Source organism: Streptomyces odontomachi (assembly GCF_024435355.1).
Taxonomy (GTDB): Bacteria; Actinomycetota; Actinomycetes; order Streptomycetales; family Streptomycetaceae; genus Streptomyces; species Streptomyces odontomachi.
This window is the reverse complement of the sequence record NZ_JAMJWG010000001.1, coordinates 688,969-704,625: the sequence shown is the minus strand read 5'-3', so window position 1 is coordinate 704,625 and position 15,657 is coordinate 688,969. Positions and strand designations below refer to the sequence as shown.

The following is a 15,657-nucleotide window of genomic DNA, read 5'->3' as shown; positions in this document are numbered from 1 at the left end:
CACGGACACATACGAAGGAGGACGCACATGAGTGAACACACCTACCGGGTCACCGACATCGTCGGCACCTCCCACGAGGGCATCGACCAGGCCATCCGCAACGCGGTCTCGCGGGCCTCGCAGACCATCAGGAACCTCGACTGGTTCGAGGTGACGGAGGTACGCGGTCAGATCGAGGACGGGCAGATCGAGCACTACCAGGTGGCGCTCAAGGTCGGCTTCCGCCTGGAGGACGCGACCGGCTGAGCCGTCCCCGGCACGGCGTGCCGGGCGAGGGCATCCAGGGCGGCGGCAGATCGGCCACCGCGGGATCGCTCCGGCCGCGGCCGCACGCGCCGGCGGTCAGGTCCGGCCCGCGCGCTCCTGCGCGTCCTTGAGCGCCGCGGACGGGCGGGCCCAGTCGGCGCGTACGACCGGGAAGCCGGCCCGCTCGGCCGCGTCGCACACCAGCTCGTCGTCGTCGACGAACACGCCGACGGTGCGGTGCGCCGCGATGTCATGCAGCACCTGGAGCTTGGTGTGCCGGGCGGGCCGCCGGTCGTCGTTGCGGCGCATCCAGATGCGGCCCTTCGGCAGCCCCTGTGCGGCGAGCCAGGCCTCGGTGTCCGCGCGGCAGCGCTCCGGCCGGCCGGTGAGGTAGCCGATCTCGCAGTGCCGGGCCTGCTCCAGCAGCAGCGCGATGCCCGCCGCGAGGGGCGGGTCGTCGACGGCCGCTGCGAAGAACGCGTTCCAGTCCCGGGGCCTGCGCCGCAGGAAGCCCTGCCGGTGCGCGGTGTCCGCGAGGGTGCCGTCCAGGTCGAACAGGGCCAGCGGTCTTTTGTCCGTCACCCGGAAAGGGTAGGCGGGCGCCGGTGGTTCCCGGCGCGGCTTCGGCCCCGGCGCGGGTGTGAGGTGCGTCATTGCGGCGCGCCGCAGCCGCCACGCCGGTACGCGGAGGGCGCCCCGTCCACCGCGTCCTGTGCCGCGCGGGCCAGCGAGCGGCGGTCGGGATGGTCCCCGACGTCGAGCGCCGCAGGGATGCGCACCCGCGCGACGAGTCCGCGGGCGGCGGCCACCCGCCACACGGACGCGATCAGGGTGTCGTCGCCGACGAACGCCGGCGTGGTGCTGGGCGCTTTGCAGCCGAGCGCGTAGGCGATGCCGACCGGCTGCACCGGTACGTGCGCGTCCAGGGCGGCCTGGAAGACGGCGCGCCGGAAGGGCCCCCGGTCCCTGCCGCACCAGGTGCTGCCCTCGGGGAACGCGGCGACGGCCGCGCCGTCCCGTAGCGCCGCGGCGATCCCGGCGACGGTGCCGGGCAGGGCGCGCGGGCGGCTCCGGTCGATGAAGAGGGTCCGACCGCGCACGGCGAGCCGGCCGGCGACGGGCCAGGTGCGTACCTCGGACTTGGCGAGCATCCGGGCGGGCCGGACGGCCGCGAGGACCGGGATGTCGAGCCAGGAGATGTGGTTGGCGACGACCAGCACGCCCGCCCGGCCCTCGGTGGTGTTCCTTCCGGAGCCACCCGCCTGTCCGCCGCCCTCGCCGGTCACGCCGGAGCACCCTTCGGATCCGGCCCGGCCGGGGCGGCTCGTCAGGTCACCGTCGACCCGCAGGCGCACACCGACCGCGTGCAGCAGGGCCCTGCACCAGAGCCTGACCAACCGGGCGCGCCGGCCGGGGGCGCAGCGGGCGGCCAGGGGGGACAGCGCTATCCCGACGACGAGGACGGCCGCGAGGGCGGCCAGCCGGAGCAGCGCGCGCGGCAGCGCAGCAGCGGCGGGCACCCGGGCTCCGCACGCCGTTGGAGTGCAGGGCGCGCTGGGCAGCCAGGTGCTCATGACGCCGGGCACAGGGAGAGGAAGTGCCGCAGGTACCGCGGGTGGAGGCGGCGCATCGACAGCAGCACGTACAGATCGGCGACGCCGAAGTCGGGGTCGTACGCGGGCGGTGCGCAGACCCAGGCCCCGAGCCGCAGATAGCCGCGGAGCAGCGCAGGCAGCGCGGTGCGGCCGGTGTCGGTCGCGGTCCCGGCGGTCCTGCTGACGGTCTCGTGTCGCCAGGGCAGCAGGGGCCGCACCCGGTACTCCTCGGGCGCCAGGTGCCGTTCCCGTACCTGGTCCCAGGTGTCCGCGGCGAGCCTGCCGCCGTCGTCGAGCGGCACGGAGCAGCAGCCGCCCAACCAGGTGTGACCGCCCTCGGTCAGGTAGCGGGCTATGCCGGCCCAGATGAGACCGATGACGGCACCGTCGCGGTGGTCCGGATGCACACAGGAACGGCCGACCTCGACGAGTTCCGGGCGGATGCCGGCGAGCGCGCCGAGGTCGAACTCGCCCTCGGAGTACCACCCCCCGGCCGCGGCGGCGCGGTCCGGCGGCAGCAGCCGGTACGTGCCGACGACCTGTTCGGTGGTGGCGTCGCGGACCAGCAGGTGGTCGCAGAACGCGTCGAACGCGTCGGCGTCGATGCCCGGCTCCGGTGCGTCCCGCAGGTGCGCGCCGAGCTCCGCCGCGAAGACGTCGTGGCGCAGCCGCTGGGCGGCTCGTACGTCGGACGCGTCGCGGGCGAGCGAGACGGTGTAACGGGCCGGTGCGGAGGACGGGGCCTCGGATGCTTCGGGGACGGTGGGGGCGGGCGGCGCCGCGGGGACGGTTGGCGCGGGGACAGCGGTCATGGCTGGCTCCAGGGTCACGGCGGGGCGAGCGGGACGCGGGATCCACGGCGTGGACTCCCTGCGTTCAGTTCTGCCGCCGTTTGCTGGCGCGCGTATGGCCTGGGGCGAGAGCAGGGGTGAGCGGATGCTGAAACGCTGACGACACGGCTCCGGGGCGAACGTGTAGATCACCTCTCGCGGCCCTTTGACATGCGGCGCAGTCTGTCAGGAGGTGCCAGCGCCACCGGGTGCCGGAGGTGTGTCGGACGACCTCTGGAGGAGGCGTCGGACCCGACGCCGGCGGGAGGAACCGGACGATCCGGGCCGCTCGCAGACGCGCCAGGCACTGGGCCGGTCCCGGGCAGGGCCGACCACCGGGGTCCGCCTTCACCGTCGACGGCCGGGGCCTGCCGCTGTCGACCGTGCTTGCCAGGGGGCGACGTCAACGACGCCACCACGTTCGCACGGGTCCCCGACGGCATCCGCGCACGCGGCCGGGCATGGTGCCGGCGTCGCCGGTCCGGTGGCTACCCGAGCCGGGTGGATGATCACGCTGGTGGCACGGCTCGGCCCTGAGCTGTGGCCGGGTGGTCGTCGGACTGCTCGGCGCTCTGCGGGGTGAGTCCGTGCCGTAGGAGGGCGAGGGCGCGGTCGGCGACGCGGACGGGGTCGGCGCCGTGTTCGACGGCGGTCATGGCGGCTTGGACGGTGCCGCCGACGAGTTGGCCGGTCAGTTCGGGGGCGTCGCCGGGCAGGGCGGCGATCGCGGCCTGGAGGGGGGCGTTGTGGCGGTGGTGGAGTTCGTGGACGCGGGCCAGGCACTCAGGCGGGAGGTCGGCCTGCATGAGTGCTTTGGCGGGGCGGTGCGCGCCTCGGGCGGCGAGGAGGAGTTCGGTGCGGATGAAGGCGTCGAGGCGCTGGACGGGTTCGCGTAGGTCGGCGAGGGCCTGGGCGGTGGCGGCGTCGGCGGCGGTGAACGCCTCTTCGACGATGGCGGCGAGCAGGGCGGCGGCGGAGGGGAAGTACTGGTAGAAGCTGGAGCGGGCGAGCCCCGCGCGGGCGCCGACCGCGGCCGGGGTGACGGCGGCGGCGCCCTGTTCGACGAGGACGTCGACGGCGGCCTGGATCAGCGCGGCGCGTTGCTGGGCACGGTGCTCGGCGACGGTGGCGGCGTTGATCTTCGGCATGGGGCGGGGTGCCTTTCGGGGGCGCGGTCAGGTCAGGCGGCCGTCCCGCAGGGTCAGGACACGGTCGGCGGTGTCCAGTATCTCGTGGTCGTGGGTGACCATGACGGTGGCGGTGCGGTGGGCACGGGTCTGCTGGGCGAGCAGGCCGACGATGTCGCGGGCGCGGGCGCGGTCCAGGGCGGACGTCGGCTCGTCCACGAGCAGGACCTCGGGGGCGAGGACGAGCGCGCGGGCGATGCCGACGCGTTGGCGCTCGCCGCCGGAGAGGCGGTCGGGGCAGTGGCCGGCGCGGGCGCTCATGCCGACGGCTTCGAGGAGTTCGTCCGCGCGGCGACGGGTGGCGGCATCCAGCCGCCCGGCGGCGTGGGCGGTGAGCAGCAGCTGCTCGCGGGCGGTGAGGGAGGCGAAGAGGTTGGCGTGCTGGAAGACGTAGCCGATGTGGCGGCGGCGGTGGGCGGTGCGCTGGTGCTCCTTGAGGGTGGTCAGATCGGTCCCGGCGACGTGGACGGTGCCGCGGGTCGGGCTCTGCAAGCCGCCGGCGACGGCGAGGAGGCTGGACTTGCCCGATCCGGAGGGACCGGTGACGGCGACGAGTTCTCCGGGGGCGACGGCGAGGTCGACCGCGTCGAGGGCGGTGACCTGCTGCTGGTCGCGGCCCAGGTGCAGGGTGACGCCGGTCAGGCGCAGTACGGCGGTCCCTTGGGGGCAGCCGGGGGCGGGGGCCGGTGCGGGGGCGGGGTGGTTCATCGGTTGGCTCCGAGTGCGCTGAGGGCCTGGACCTTGGTGATGCGGCGGATGGCGGCGGCGGCTCCTGCGAGCCCCAGGACGATCAGCAGGGCGGCAGCGAGGGTGACCTGGCCGGTCTGGAGGGAGAAGGGGGCGGATCCGTTCATCGCTCCGCCGACGGCCAGGCCGACGGCGGTTCCGGCGGCGGTGGCGGCGAGCAGGACGGCGGCGGCCTGGGTGAGGGCGTCGCGCAGGATGTAGCCGGTGGAGGCGCCGATCGCCTTCAGCAGGGCGATCTCGTGGCGGCGCTGGATGGTCCACACGGTGAAGAAGGAACCCACGACGAGGGCGGAGATGGCGTAGAGAAAGCCGCGGATGAGGGTCATGGTGCTGGATTCGGCGGTGTAGCCCGGCGAGGCCGCGTAGGCGCCGGCCCGGTCGACCGTCCGGGTGCCCAGGCGCTGGTCGACGGCGGCGGTGTCGGTACCGGGCGCGAGTTGCAGGGCGACGGCGGTGGCCTGGTGGGCGGCCGCGTCGGGCAGTGCGCCGGGCAGGCCGTAGTGGAGCTGCTGCCAGAGCGGCAGCGGGGCGTAGACGGCGCCGACGTGGCCGAAGGAGGCGTGGCCGGTCGTGCCGGTGACGGTCAGTTCGGTCCCGGCCTGGCCGGCGGTGAGGCGGTCGCCGATCCTGACGCCCTCCTTGAGGATTTCCTCGCTGACCAGGACGCCGTTCGGGCCGCTGTCGGACAGCGGTTTGCCGGACAGCGGCACGGGGGCGAGGAACCCTCCGGGCTCGACGCCGAGCACGGCGAGGTCGAGCTGCTTGCCGCCGGTGCCGCCGATCTGGGCGTGCACGAGCTGCTGGCCCAGCGGCTCGGCCTTGCGGACGCCGGGCTGCCGGGCCCACCGTGCGGCGGTGTCGGTGGTGACGGTGGAGCGGGAGAACAACTCGCCGGTGGCCGAGTGGTCGAAGGCGAGGTGGGTGGCCGGCAGGGCGCGCAGGGCGGAGACGCCGGAGTCGGCGAGGCCGCTGGCCAGCCCGGAGAGGATCACGCCCAGGACGGCGATCATGCCGACCACGGCGCCGATCAGGGCGAACCGCCCGCGGGCGAAGCGCAGATCACGAAGAGCGAGGAACACGACAGGACCCTTCGCCTCAGGCGCCGACGGAGACGACGGTCTCGAAGACCTCCACACCGCCGCCCGGCCCGTCGGTGGGCGCCCCACCGGCGGAGGGTCCCTGGGCGTGGGCGGCGCGGAAGGCGTCCGAACGCATCCAGGCCGTGAACGCCTCCTCGTCCGTGAAGTCCATGACCGCCACGTACACCCCGCCCTCCTGCCGGGGACGCAGCAGCCGCGCACCGACCAGGCCCGGCACGCCGGGCAGGGTCCCGCGCATGCTCCCCGCGAACCGCTCCTCGAACGCCGCCGCGCCGGCCGCGGGGACCGGTATCCGGTTCATCACCGTGTACATCCTGAAATCACCTGTTCCAAGGCAGGGGGAAGCGCCGACAGGTTTTGCCGACACCAATGTCGGCATCCTAGCCCAGGTTCCCGACACCGGCGTCGGCAAGAGCGCTCAGGTGCCCCGAACTGCGACGAAGCGGGTACAGACGGCCTGCTCAGCCTGGATCGTCAGCCGAGCGCGTCGGAGGTGTGTCGCGAACACCGAGAGGCAACGCGAGAGGGCGGGAGTCAGTGAGACTGACTCCCGCCCTCTTCTGCCGGCGTCCGACCTGGTCAGCGCTTGCCGGCCTGCCGGGTCGCCCGCAGCCACTCCTTGTTCATGCCGGTGATCGACATGAGCGGGATGCCCTTCGGGCAGGCGGTCGCGCACTCCCCGGTGAGGGTGCAGCCGCCGAAGCCCTCCTCGTCCATCTGCGCCACCATGTCCAGCACCCGGGTCTCACGCTCCGGAGCGCCCTGCGGCAGCACGTTGAGGTGGTTGATCTTCGCGGAGGTGAAGAGCATCGCCGCGCCGTTCGGACAGGCCGCCACGCAGGCGCCGCAGCCGATGCACTCGGCGTGCTCGAAGGCGAAGTCGGCGTCCGCCTTCGGCACCGGCGTGGCGTGCGCCTCGGGCGCCGCACCGGTCGGCGCGGTGACGTAGCCGCCCGCCTGGATGATCCGGTCGAACGCGGAACGGTCCACGACCAGGTCCTTCACGACCGGGAACGCCGAGGCACGCCACGGCTCGATGTCGATCGTGTCGCCGTCCTTGAAGGCCCGCATGTGGAGCTGGCAGGTGGTGGTGCGCTCCGGGCCGTGCGCCTCGCCGTTGATGACGAGACTGCACGCGCCGCAGATGCCCTCGCGGCAGTCGTGGTCGAAGGCGACCGGCTCCTCGCCCTTGAGGATGAGCTCCTCGTTGAGGGTGTCCAGCATCTCCAGGAAGGACATGTCGGTCGAGATGCCGTCCACCTCGTAGGTGGACATGGCGCCTTCGGCGTCGGCGTTCTTCTGCCGCCAGACGCGCAGGGTGAGCTTCATGCGTAGCTCCGCTGAGTGGGGTGGACGTACTCGAAGACCAGGTCTTCCTTGTGCAGGACGGGGGCGGCACCGGTGCCGGTGTACTCCCAGGCGGCCGCGTAGCCGAACTCGTCGTCCTTGCGCTCGGCCTCGCCGTCCGGGGTCTGCGACTCCTCGCGGAAGTGGCCGCCGCAGGACTCGCTGCGGTGCAGGGCGTCGAGGCACATGAGCTCGGCGAGCTCCAGGTAGTCGACGATCCGGTTGGCCTTCTCCAGCGACTGGTTGAACTCCTCACCGGTGCCGGGCACCTTGATGCGCCGCCAGAACTCCTCGCGGATGGCCGGGATCCGCTCCAGGGCCTTGTGCAGCCCCGACTCGCTGCGGGCCATGCCGCAGAACTCCCACATCAGCTCGCCGATCTCGCGGTGGAAGGAGTCCGGGGTGCGGTCTCCGTCGACGGCGAGCAGCCGCGCCAGGCGGTCCTCGGTCTCCTTCAGGGCGTCCACCGCGGCCGGGTGCTCGGCGGTGACCTCGTCCTTGTGGGGGTTGCGGGCCAGGTAGTCGTTGATCGTGGACGGCAGCACGAAGTAGCCGTCCGCCAGACCCTGCATCAGCGCGGAGGCACCGAGGCGGTTGGCGCCGTGGTCGGAGAAGTTGGCCTCACCGATCGCGAACAGGCCGGGGATGGAGGTCTGGAGGTCGTAGTCGACCCACAGGCCGCCCATCGTGTAGTGCACGGCGGGGTAGATCCGCATCGGGACCTGGTACGGGTCCTCGTCGGTGATCCGCTGGTACATGTCGAAGAGGTTGCCGTACTTGGCCTCGACGGCCTTGCGGCCCATGCGCTGGATCGCCTCGGCGAAGTCCAGGTAGACGCCCTGGCCGCCGGGGCCCACGCCGCGGCCCTCGTCGCAGACGTTCTTGGCGGCGCGCGAGGCGATGTCGCGCGGGACGAGGTTGCCGAAGGACGGGTAGATGCGCTCCAGGTAGTAGTCGCGCTCGTCCTCGGGAATCTCGTTCGGCGGCCGGGTGTCGCCCTTGGCCTTGGGTACCCAGATGCGTCCGTCGTTGCGCAGCGACTCGCTCATCAGGGTCAGCTTCGACTGGTGGTCGCCGGTGCGCGGGATGCAGGTGGGGTGGATCTGCGTGTAGCAGGGGTTCGCGAAGTAGGCGCCCTTGCGGTGGGCGCGCCAGATCGCGGTGGCGTTGGAGTTCATGGCGTTCGTCGACAGGTAGAAGACGTTGCCGTAGCCACCGCTGGCGAGGACGACCGCGTCCGCGAAGTAGGTGTCGATCTTGCCGGTGATCAGGTCGCGGGCGACGATGCCGCGGGCCCGGCCGTCGACCATGATCAGATCGAGCATCTCGGTGCGCGGGTGCATCTCGACGTTGCCCGCGGCGATCTGCCGGGACAGCGCCTGGTAGGCGCCCAGCAGCAGCTGCTGGCCCGTCTGGCCACGGGCGTAGAAGGTGCGTGAGACCTGCACGCCACCGAACGAGCGGGTGTCCAGCAGGCCGCCGTACTCACGCGCGAAGGGCACGCCCTGGGCCACGCACTGGTCGATGATCTGCACCGATATCTGGGCGAGCCGGTGCACGTTGGACTCGCGGGAGCGGAAGTCGCCGCCCTTGACGGTGTCGTAGAAGAGGCGGTGGATCGAGTCGCCGTCGTTGCGGTAGTTCTTCGCGGCGTTGATGCCGCCCTGCGCGGCGATGGAGTGGGCGCGGCGCGGTGAGTCCTGGTAGCAGAACTGCACCACGTGGTAGCCCTGCTCGGCGAGCGTGGCGCCCGCGGAGCCTCCCGCCAGGCCGGTGCCGACGACGATCACGGTGTGCTTGCGGCGGTTGGCCGGGTTGACCAGCTTCGCCTGGAAGCGGCGGGTGTCCCAGCGCTCGTGGACCGGGCCGGCGGGCGCCTTGGTGTCGGCGACGGGTTCGCCGGTCGTGTAGGCCGCGTACTCGGTGTAGCCGGTGTATTCGGTGTATTCGGAGTCAGCGCTGCTGCTGGAGTGCGAAGCGGGCATGTCAGGCCACCAATCCGGTCATGACGCCGACGGGTACGGCGATGAAGCCCGCCGTCAGGACCACGGCGAGCGCATTGGCGATGATCTTGAAGATGCGGTCCCGGGTGCGGCTGCCGGCACCGAGGGTCTGTGCGGCGCTCCAGAAGCCGTGCTGGACGTGCAGGCCGAGCGCGAGCATCGCGATGATGTAGATGGCGTTGCCGTACCAGGTGGAGAAGGTGTCCACGACGTTCTGGTACGGGTGGCCCTCCTGGAACCCGCCGGAGTGCACGGTGCCGGTGGTCAGGTCGAGGATGTGCCAGACGATGAAGAGTCCGAGGATCACGCCGCCCCAGCGCATGGTGCGGGTTGCGTAACTGGCGCGGGCCCTGGTGTGCACGTACTTGGTGGGGCGGGCCCTGATGTCACGGCGGCTGAGCTGGTACGCGGAGGTGGCGTGGGCCACGACGGCGACGACGAGCACGACGCGGATCACCCACAGCGTCCACTCGTAGTGCATGAACGGTTCGCCGATGGTGCGCAGCCAGTGGGCGTAGTCGTTGAAGGTGCCGGGCCCGAAGAAGATCTTCAGATTGCCGAACATGTGGACGACCAGGTAGAGCAGCATGATGAGGCCGCTCACGGCCATCACCGTCTTCTTGCCGACGGAGGAGTCCCACAGCGTGCGTGTCATGGACGGGCGGTGCTCTCGCCGGGCCGCCGTCCGTGTTGCCAGTGCCATGGGTCAAGACGCTAGGACGAAGAGGGGCGATCGGTCCAAGAGATGGAATAGCTCATTTCCATAGTCAGAAACTATTAACGTCTATCCTGGCCCCATGCAGTTCCAGCAACTCCAGTACTTCGTGGCGGTCGCCGAGACCCGGCACTTCACCCAGGCCGCCGAGCTCGTCCACGTGGCACAGCCCTCGCTTTCCCAGCAGATCCGCTCGCTGGAGCGCGAGCTGGGCGCCGATCTCTTCCGCCGCGCCCGGGGCAACATCACCCTCACCGACGCCGGCGAAGCCCTGCTGCCGCTGGCCCGCCGCATCCTCGCGGACGCCGACACGGCACGCCAGGAGGTGCAGGAGCTGGCACAGCTGCGCCGCGGACGAGTGCGGCTCGGTGCGACACCGAGCATGTGCACCGGGCTGCTGCCCGACGTGCTGCGCGCCTTCCACGACCGCTATCCGGGCATCCGGCTGCTGATCGAGGAGAGCGGCTCCCACGACCTGGTGCGGGAGCTGGCGCGCGGGGCGCTGGATCTCGCGCTGGTGGTGCTGCCCCTGCCCACGCCGTCGCCGGCCCTGACGACCGTGGAACTGCTCCGCGAGGACCTGGTGGTGGTCTCCTCCCCCGATGCGCCGGCACCCGGGAACGGCACGCTGGTACGGATCCCCGACCTGGAAGGCGAGCGCCTGGTGATGTTCCGGCACGGCTACGACCTGCGGGAACTGACCGTCGCCGCATGCCGCGCCGAGGGGTTCGAGCCGGATTTCGCGGTCGAGGGCGGCGAGATGGACGCGGTCCTGGGCTTCGTCCGGGCGGGGCTCGGGCTGGCCGTGGTGCCGCACATGGTGGCCCAGCGGGCCGGCCGGGGCCTGCGCGTCACGCCGCTCGCCCGTCCAGGTCTACACCGTACGATTGCACTCGCACACCGTAGCGACGTCGCGCCGCCCCGAGCGGCCCGGGAGCTTCAGCGGATGCTGCTCGCACGGTGAGCTGGACGGGGCGCCTCCCCTATCTAACCGACGAACCCGCCCCACCCATCGCCCTGCACGACCCGTCATCACTCACCTTCGGACAGCAAGGACCAATGATGGTGATCACCACGGAACGCCTGCGGTTGCGCCCTCTCACCGACGCCGACACCGACTGGTGGGTGCGGCTGCACGCCGATGCCGAGGTCAACCGGTTCGTGGGCAGCTACACCCACGAGCAGGCCGCGGCACGCCTGAGCGAGATCCAGCAGCAGTGGGCCCAGCGCGGTCACGGGCTGTGCGCCGTCGAACTACGCAGCACCGGACAGGCGATAGGGCGTTGCGGCCTGCACTGGTGGGAGCAGTTCGACGAGACCGAGATCGGCTGGACCTTCGCGCGTCGCCACTGGGGACGGGGCTATGCCACGGAAGCGGCTCGGTCCGTTCTCACCTGGGGCTTCGACGCCCTGGGGTGCAAGCAGATCACGTCCATGATCCATCAAGACAACACCGCCTCATCCGCCGTCGCCCAGCGCCTCGGCTTCACGCCCCTGCGCGAGGACACCGTCCTCGGCCGTCCCTGCGTCGTCCACGCGCTGTCCCGGGACGACTTCTCCTCGCTCGGGCGCTGAACCGCCGGGTGGCGACGTCCGCGACGGCGTCTGCTTCAAGAACGGCAAACCCGCCGGCCAGGACGAACGGGCGGCAGCCTGATGCAGTTTCGCCCGGCTCGGCGATGAGTTTCGAGGTGGTCCGGGGTCTATCCATCAGATCGCACCCTTGCACCCTCGCACCCGAACCGGGAGGAAACTTGAACCTTCTGCTCACGTCCGCCGGCATCAAGAACCCGAGTATCGAGAAAGCGCTGGTCGACCTGCTGGGTAAGCCGATCGCCGAGTCCTCTGCGCTCTGCGTCCCCACCGCGGCGTACGCCATGGCCGGCGGTACCGGCAGTGCGTACCGGCTGATCACGGGGCAATCCGTCATCACCATGTGCGAACTGGGTTGGAAGTCCTTGGGGGTGCTCGAGCTCACCGCGCTTCCGAGCATCGACGAAGAGAACTGGGTCCCCCTGGTACGGGAGACCGATGCCCTGCTGGTGGGAGGCGGCGACGCCCTGTACCTGTGCCACTGGATGCGGCAGTCCGGACTGGAAGACCTCCTGCCGTCACTGCACGAGACGGTCTACGTCGGAGCGAGCGCCGGGAGCATGGTGATGACCCCCGACATCGGGCAGGACTTCGTCGAGTCCTACAGCTGGAAACCACCCACCGGTGACACCAGCACGCTGGGCGTCGTCGACTTCTCGATCTTCCCGCACCTGGACCACGAGAACCTGCCGGAGAACACCATGGCCGACGCCGAGAAGTGGGCCATCTCCATCCCGGGCCCGGCGTACGCGATCGACGATGACACCGCCATCAAGGTGACCGACGACACCGTCGAGGTCGTCTCCGACGGACACTGGAGGCACTTTCCGGGCCGGCACGACGAGACCCGCTGACACGCTCGTCCCGGGGCAGCACACCTAGCTCGTCGCGTCGGCGAGCGCCAGCTGGTGGAGCCGGTCCGGCGGCCCGGGGCGCGCGTAGTACCAGCCCTGGGCCGTGTCGCAGCCCATGTCACGCAGCGCCTCCGCCTGCGCGCCGGTCTCCACGCCCTCCACGGTCACCGACAGGTCCAGGCTGTGGGCCAGGGAGACGATGCCCTCGACGATCTTCAGATCCGTCGGGTCGGCGGGGAACTGCTGCATGCCCTGGGTGAAAGAGCGGTCCAGCTTGAGGATGCCGACGGGCAGCCTGCGCAGATTGGCGAGGTTGGAGTAGCCGGTGCCGAAGTCGTCGAGCGCGATGTTGACGCCCATCTCGGAGAGCCGCCGCAGCGGTTTCAACAGATCGTCGTCGGCTCCGATCAGGGCCGACTCGGTCACTTCCAGGCAGAGCACGGAGGGATCAAGCCCGTGGCGGTCCAGGATGTCGACCGTGTCGGACACCAGTTGGGGGTGGTGCAACTGGCAGGGCGAGAGGTTGACGTTGATCCGCAGCGGCCCCGCGTCCGCGTGCCGGTCCTGCCAGTGCCGGGCCTGGCGCACCGATTCCTCCAGCACCCAGCGCCCGAGCGGAACGATGAGGCCGGTGTTCTCGGCGAGCGGTATGAAGCGGTCCGGACCGAGCACGCCGTGCTGCGGGTGCGACCAGCGCACCAGTGCCTCCGCGCCGCGCACGCTGCCGTCGCCGAGGTCGACGAGCGGCTGGTACTCGATGAAGAACTCGCCCCGCTCCAGGGCCACGGGCAGCGCGGTGGTCAGGCCGTGCCGGGTGATGGTGCGCTGGTCGGCCTCGGGGTCGGCCAGCTCGTAGCGATTGCCGCCGGCGTGCTTGGCGCGGTACATGGTGATGTCCGCGCTGCGCAGCACCTCGGCCGGGCTGCGTTCCTTCGCGGGCCCCTCGACGATGCCGATGCTGCCGCGCACGGTCAGCTCGCGGCCCTCGATGCGCACGGGGGTGGCGAGCGCGGTCATGATGCGGCCGGCCAGGTCGTCGACGTCGGTCTCGGTGCACGGCCCGGAGGTCAGCGCCACGAACTCGTCGCCGCCGAGCCGGGCGACCATCTCGCCGGGCACCGTCACACAGGCCTGGAGCCGGTCGGCGACCTCCACCAGCAGCCGGTCGCCGGCGGCGTGCCCGAGGCTGTCGTTGATGGTCTTGAAACCGTCGAGGTCGAGGTAGCACAGCCCGAACCGCATCCCGTCGCCCGCCGCGAGGGCCTTCTCCAGGCGCTCGAAGAACAGCGTCCGGTTGGGCAGGCCCGTCAGGGCGTCGTGTGTGGCCTCGTAGCGCAGCCGCAGATTGAGCAGGCGACGCTCGGTGGTGTCCTCCATCAACGCCAGCTGGTACTGGGGCCGGCCCTCGGCGTCCCGCAGCAGCGAGACCGTCAGATTGGTCCACAGCACGGTTCCGTCCGGGCGGTGGAAGGCCTTCTCCACCCGGTAGTGCTCACGCTCGCCGCGCACCAGCTCGTCGTAGAGCCGCCACAGGTGCGGGGTGTCCTCGGGGTGCGACCAGTCCTTCAATTTGCGGCCGCGAACAAGTTGTTCGGAGCCGCCGAACATCCGCACCAGGGCGTCGTTGGCCTCCAGCATGCAGCCGTCGAGGTCGGCGATGCCGATGCCGGTGGCGGCCTCCTCGAACACCGCGCGGAAGCGCACCTCGCTGGTGTGCAGCGCCTCGGCGACCGCGTAGCGCGCCTCCTGGGCGGCACGCGCGATGGCTTCCTGCTCGATCAGCGTTCGATCGCGCAGCGCCCCGGCGTAGCCCGCGGCGACCGCGTGCTGCAAGCGTGCCGAGCGCGACCGCAGCTCCTCCGTGGACCCGTCACCGCCGCAGTACAGCACCAGGTAGGCGTCGACCACGTCGAGCGTGCGGCTGAGCGCTTCGGGGTCGGTGCAGTGCACCTCGACGAGGGCGGCGCCGATCGCCTGGCCCTGCGCGGCGTCGAGGGTGCGGGCGAGCAGCGCGTCCCGCAGCTGACGGGCGAGCGGCATGAGCAGCGCGTCGAACTCCGCGCGGTTCAACGAGGTGGCGGTCACCGGAAAGACGGCGCGACTCCAGATCGTCGCGAAGCGGCGCAGTCGATCCTCCGGGCCGTCCGGCTCCGCGGTCACGCCGCGCGCCCCACGCCCGCGAACGCCGAGAAGGCGAAGGGGGCTTCGTCCTCCACAGCGGTCTTGGGCCGCCAGTGCGGCATCGACACGAGCCCCGGTTCCACCATGTCGTATCCCTCGAAGAACCGCGCGATCTCGTCACGCGAGCGCATGATCACTGGATTGTGGATGTCCCGGTAGACATCCATGGCTCCGCCCACCTGTTCGACCGGGACGTACATCCCCTCGTACGAAGCGTGCGTGAGGATGAGCAGACTACCCGGTGCCATGGCGCCCAGGAGTTCGCTCACCGCCTCGTACGGACGGTCACCGTCCTTCAGGTAGTGCAGCACGGCGAGCAGCAGGACGGCGACCGGCTGGGTCAGATCAAGGAGCTGGCCGACGAGTTCGGACGCCAGGATGTCGCGCGGTTTGCGCAGGTCGCCCGTGACGGCACCCGCTGACGGGACGTCACGGAGCACTTCCGTGGCGTGCGCGACGGCGACCGGGTCATGGTCGACGTACACCACCCGGGGCGCGTCCCCGCCGGCCCGCCGGACGACTTCGTGGACGCTGCCGAACGTGGGGATGCCCGCGCCGACATCGAGGAACTGGGTCACGCCCGCCCCGATCGCGTACTCCACGGCCCGCCGCATGAAGGCACGGTTCGCCTGGGCCGCCTTGGGCACCCCGGGCAGGAAGGTCAGGACCTTGCGGGCCACTTCCCGGTCGGCCTGGAAGTTGTAGGAGCCGCCCAAGTAGTAGTCGTACATACGGGACACGCTGGGCGTCGTGACATCGACGCCACGCGGGGCCCGGGGCGGACGGTCCATCAAGGTCTCCAAGACGTGGGGCGTTCCGGTGTTCGAGCTGAGGCTACTGATCGTCCGCCAAAGGGGCGAGCCCAAACGGAAATTGGCGGTCCGTTCTCGGTCACTGCCTGCGGCAAGTGCCGAAAAACACATGCCATAAATACGCCAAATCTGTCAGAAGGCTGCCATGCCCGAGGGGTGGTTCCCAGGCGTCCTGGCCGGTTCTCCCTCCCGAACGCGCACTCCCCCGGTGCCGGCTCGGTTCTCGCCGACGCATCGCAAAGGGGAACGGTGCGGGCGACTTCGCCGCGCTGCCATGGGCCAGGGCCGGGCGCGGCGGGTGCCGGGCGGTCGTACGCTTCCGGCCGGAGCGCGTGAGGGCGTCGATCGGGGCACGGGCGCGGGCGAGGGCGGCCGGATCCCTGTGCGCCGTGTTTCCACTCGGGAACTCCCCCAGATTGGAATGGCTTGTTCTCGTCCTAGCCAAGG

At 71.3% G+C, this 15,657-nt stretch carries 16 protein-coding genes; 4 read left to right on the top strand and 12 right to left on the bottom strand.

Going from position 1 to position 15,657, the window contains the following annotated elements; genetic code table 11:
- The first annotated feature begins 27 nt into the window (after window positions 1-27).
- Window positions 28-246, top strand: a complete 219-nt coding sequence (locus NQO67_RS02935) for a dodecin (RefSeq protein WP_255945977.1) — start codon at window positions 28-30, stop codon at window positions 244-246.
- Window positions 247-342: 96 nt separating this feature from the next.
- Here the strand turns inward: NQO67_RS02935 and NQO67_RS02930 are convergent, their stop codons facing one another.
- The 10 genes from NQO67_RS02930 to NQO67_RS02885 form a co-directional block, all read right to left on the bottom strand.
- Window positions 343-828 (bottom strand): phosphatase domain-containing protein, encoded by a 486-nt coding sequence (locus tag NQO67_RS02930; protein WP_255945975.1) that lies wholly within the window; start codon window positions 826-828, stop codon window positions 343-345.
- Between the two features lie 68 nt (window positions 829-896).
- Entirely contained in the window at window positions 897-1,820 is a 924-nt protein-coding gene (locus NQO67_RS02925; protein WP_255945973.1) for a lysophospholipid acyltransferase family protein, read from the bottom strand.
- A complete protein-coding gene (locus tag NQO67_RS02920) occupies window positions 1,817-2,653 on the bottom strand; it encodes a GNAT family N-acetyltransferase (RefSeq protein ID WP_255945971.1) in 837 nt (278 codons plus the stop codon). Before NQO67_RS02920 ends, NQO67_RS02925 begins: the two co-directional genes overlap by 4 nt.
- 527 nt (window positions 2,654-3,180) lie before the next feature.
- Complete coding sequence (locus tag NQO67_RS02915; RefSeq protein WP_255945969.1) at window positions 3,181-3,819, bottom strand: TetR/AcrR family transcriptional regulator; 639 nt, start codon at window positions 3,817-3,819, stop codon at window positions 3,181-3,183.
- Between the two features lie 27 nt (window positions 3,820-3,846).
- Entirely contained in the window at window positions 3,847-4,566 is a 720-nt protein-coding gene (locus NQO67_RS02910) for an ABC transporter ATP-binding protein (RefSeq protein WP_255945967.1), read from the bottom strand.
- The gene (locus NQO67_RS02905) at window positions 4,563-5,684 is read right to left on the bottom strand and encodes an ABC transporter permease (RefSeq protein ID WP_255945965.1); all 1,122 of its coding nucleotides are present in this window, start codon (window positions 5,682-5,684) and stop codon (window positions 4,563-4,565) included. Before NQO67_RS02905 ends, NQO67_RS02910 begins: the two co-directional genes overlap by 4 nt.
- A 16-nt stretch (window positions 5,685-5,700) precedes the next feature.
- Entirely contained in the window at window positions 5,701-6,018 is a 318-nt protein-coding gene (locus NQO67_RS02900) for an antibiotic biosynthesis monooxygenase family protein (protein WP_255945963.1), read from the bottom strand.
- A gap of 266 nt (window positions 6,019-6,284) precedes the next feature.
- Complete coding sequence (locus tag NQO67_RS02895; RefSeq protein WP_255945961.1) at window positions 6,285-7,034, bottom strand: succinate dehydrogenase/fumarate reductase iron-sulfur subunit; 750 nt, start codon at window positions 7,032-7,034, stop codon at window positions 6,285-6,287.
- The gene (locus NQO67_RS02890; RefSeq protein WP_255945959.1) at window positions 7,031-9,037 is read right to left on the bottom strand and encodes a fumarate reductase/succinate dehydrogenase flavoprotein subunit; all 2,007 of its coding nucleotides are present in this window, start codon (window positions 9,035-9,037) and stop codon (window positions 7,031-7,033) included. The genes NQO67_RS02895 and NQO67_RS02890 overlap by 4 nt, the downstream gene beginning before the upstream one ends.
- Window position 9,038: 1 nt before the next feature.
- Complete coding sequence (locus tag NQO67_RS02885) at window positions 9,039-9,710, bottom strand: succinate dehydrogenase (RefSeq protein WP_255945957.1); 672 nt, start codon at window positions 9,708-9,710, stop codon at window positions 9,039-9,041.
- A 142-nt stretch (window positions 9,711-9,852) separates the two neighbouring features.
- Between NQO67_RS02885 and NQO67_RS02880 the strand changes: the two genes are divergently transcribed.
- The 3 genes from NQO67_RS02880 to NQO67_RS02870 all read left to right on the top strand — a co-directional run bounded on the left by NQO67_RS02880 (window position 9,853) and on the right by NQO67_RS02870 (window position 12,217).
- Window positions 9,853-10,734, top strand: coding sequence for a LysR family transcriptional regulator (locus tag NQO67_RS02880; RefSeq protein WP_255945955.1), 882 nt, complete (start codon window positions 9,853-9,855; stop codon window positions 10,732-10,734).
- A gap of 98 nt (window positions 10,735-10,832) precedes the next feature.
- Window positions 10,833-11,345 (top strand): GNAT family N-acetyltransferase, encoded by a 513-nt coding sequence (locus NQO67_RS02875; RefSeq protein ID WP_308295609.1) that lies wholly within the window; start codon window positions 10,833-10,835, stop codon window positions 11,343-11,345.
- Window positions 11,346-11,524: 179 nt separating this feature from the next.
- Window positions 11,525-12,217, top strand: coding sequence for a Type 1 glutamine amidotransferase-like domain-containing protein (locus NQO67_RS02870; protein ID WP_255945951.1), 693 nt, complete (start codon window positions 11,525-11,527; stop codon window positions 12,215-12,217).
- Between the two features lie 24 nt (window positions 12,218-12,241).
- Here the strand turns inward: NQO67_RS02870 and NQO67_RS02865 are convergent, their stop codons facing one another.
- On the bottom strand, window positions 12,242-14,377 hold the full coding sequence (locus NQO67_RS02865; RefSeq protein ID WP_255945949.1) for a putative bifunctional diguanylate cyclase/phosphodiesterase: 2,136 nt from the start codon (window positions 14,375-14,377) through the stop codon (window positions 12,242-12,244).
- The gene (locus tag NQO67_RS02860) at window positions 14,374-15,189 is read right to left on the bottom strand and encodes an SAM-dependent methyltransferase (RefSeq protein ID WP_255945947.1); all 816 of its coding nucleotides are present in this window, start codon (window positions 15,187-15,189) and stop codon (window positions 14,374-14,376) included. The genes NQO67_RS02865 and NQO67_RS02860 overlap by 4 nt, the downstream gene beginning before the upstream one ends.
- Window positions 15,190-15,657 lie beyond the last annotated feature (468 nt).

What these genes read in the sequence shown, in the direction of transcription:
- NQO67_RS02935 (WP_255945977.1), top strand. Translation starts at nt 28, where the DNA reads ATGAGTGAACACACCTACCGGGTCACCGACATCGTCGGCACCTCCCAC.
- NQO67_RS02925 (WP_255945973.1), bottom strand. Translation starts at nt 1,820, where the DNA reads ATGAGCACCTGGCTGCCCAGCGCGCCCTGCACTCCAACGGCGTGCGGA.
- NQO67_RS02920 (WP_255945971.1), bottom strand. Translation starts at nt 2,653, where the DNA reads ATGACCGCTGTCCCCGCGCCAACCGTCCCCGCGGCGCCGCCCGCCCCC.
- NQO67_RS02915 (WP_255945969.1), bottom strand. Translation starts at nt 3,819, where the DNA reads ATGCCGAAGATCAACGCCGCCACCGTCGCCGAGCACCGTGCCCAGCAA.
- NQO67_RS02910 (WP_255945967.1), bottom strand. Translation starts at nt 4,566, where the DNA reads ATGAACCACCCCGCCCCCGCACCGGCCCCCGCCCCCGGCTGCCCCCAA.
- NQO67_RS02900 (WP_255945963.1), bottom strand. Translation starts at nt 6,018, where the DNA reads ATGTACACGGTGATGAACCGGATACCGGTCCCCGCGGCCGGCGCGGCG.
- NQO67_RS02895 (WP_255945961.1), bottom strand. Translation starts at nt 7,034, where the DNA reads ATGAAGCTCACCCTGCGCGTCTGGCGGCAGAAGAACGCCGACGCCGAA.
- NQO67_RS02890 (WP_255945959.1), bottom strand. Translation starts at nt 9,037, where the DNA reads ATGCCCGCTTCGCACTCCAGCAGCAGCGCTGACTCCGAATACACCGAA.
- NQO67_RS02885 (WP_255945957.1), bottom strand. Translation starts at nt 9,710, where the DNA reads ATGACACGCACGCTGTGGGACTCCTCCGTCGGCAAGAAGACGGTGATG.
- NQO67_RS02880 (WP_255945955.1), top strand. Translation starts at nt 9,853, where the DNA reads ATGCAGTTCCAGCAACTCCAGTACTTCGTGGCGGTCGCCGAGACCCGG.
- NQO67_RS02875 (WP_308295609.1), top strand. Translation starts at nt 10,833, where the DNA reads ATGGTGATCACCACGGAACGCCTGCGGTTGCGCCCTCTCACCGACGCC.
- NQO67_RS02860 (WP_255945947.1), bottom strand. Translation starts at nt 15,189, where the DNA reads ATGGACCGTCCGCCCCGGGCCCCGCGTGGCGTCGATGTCACGACGCCC.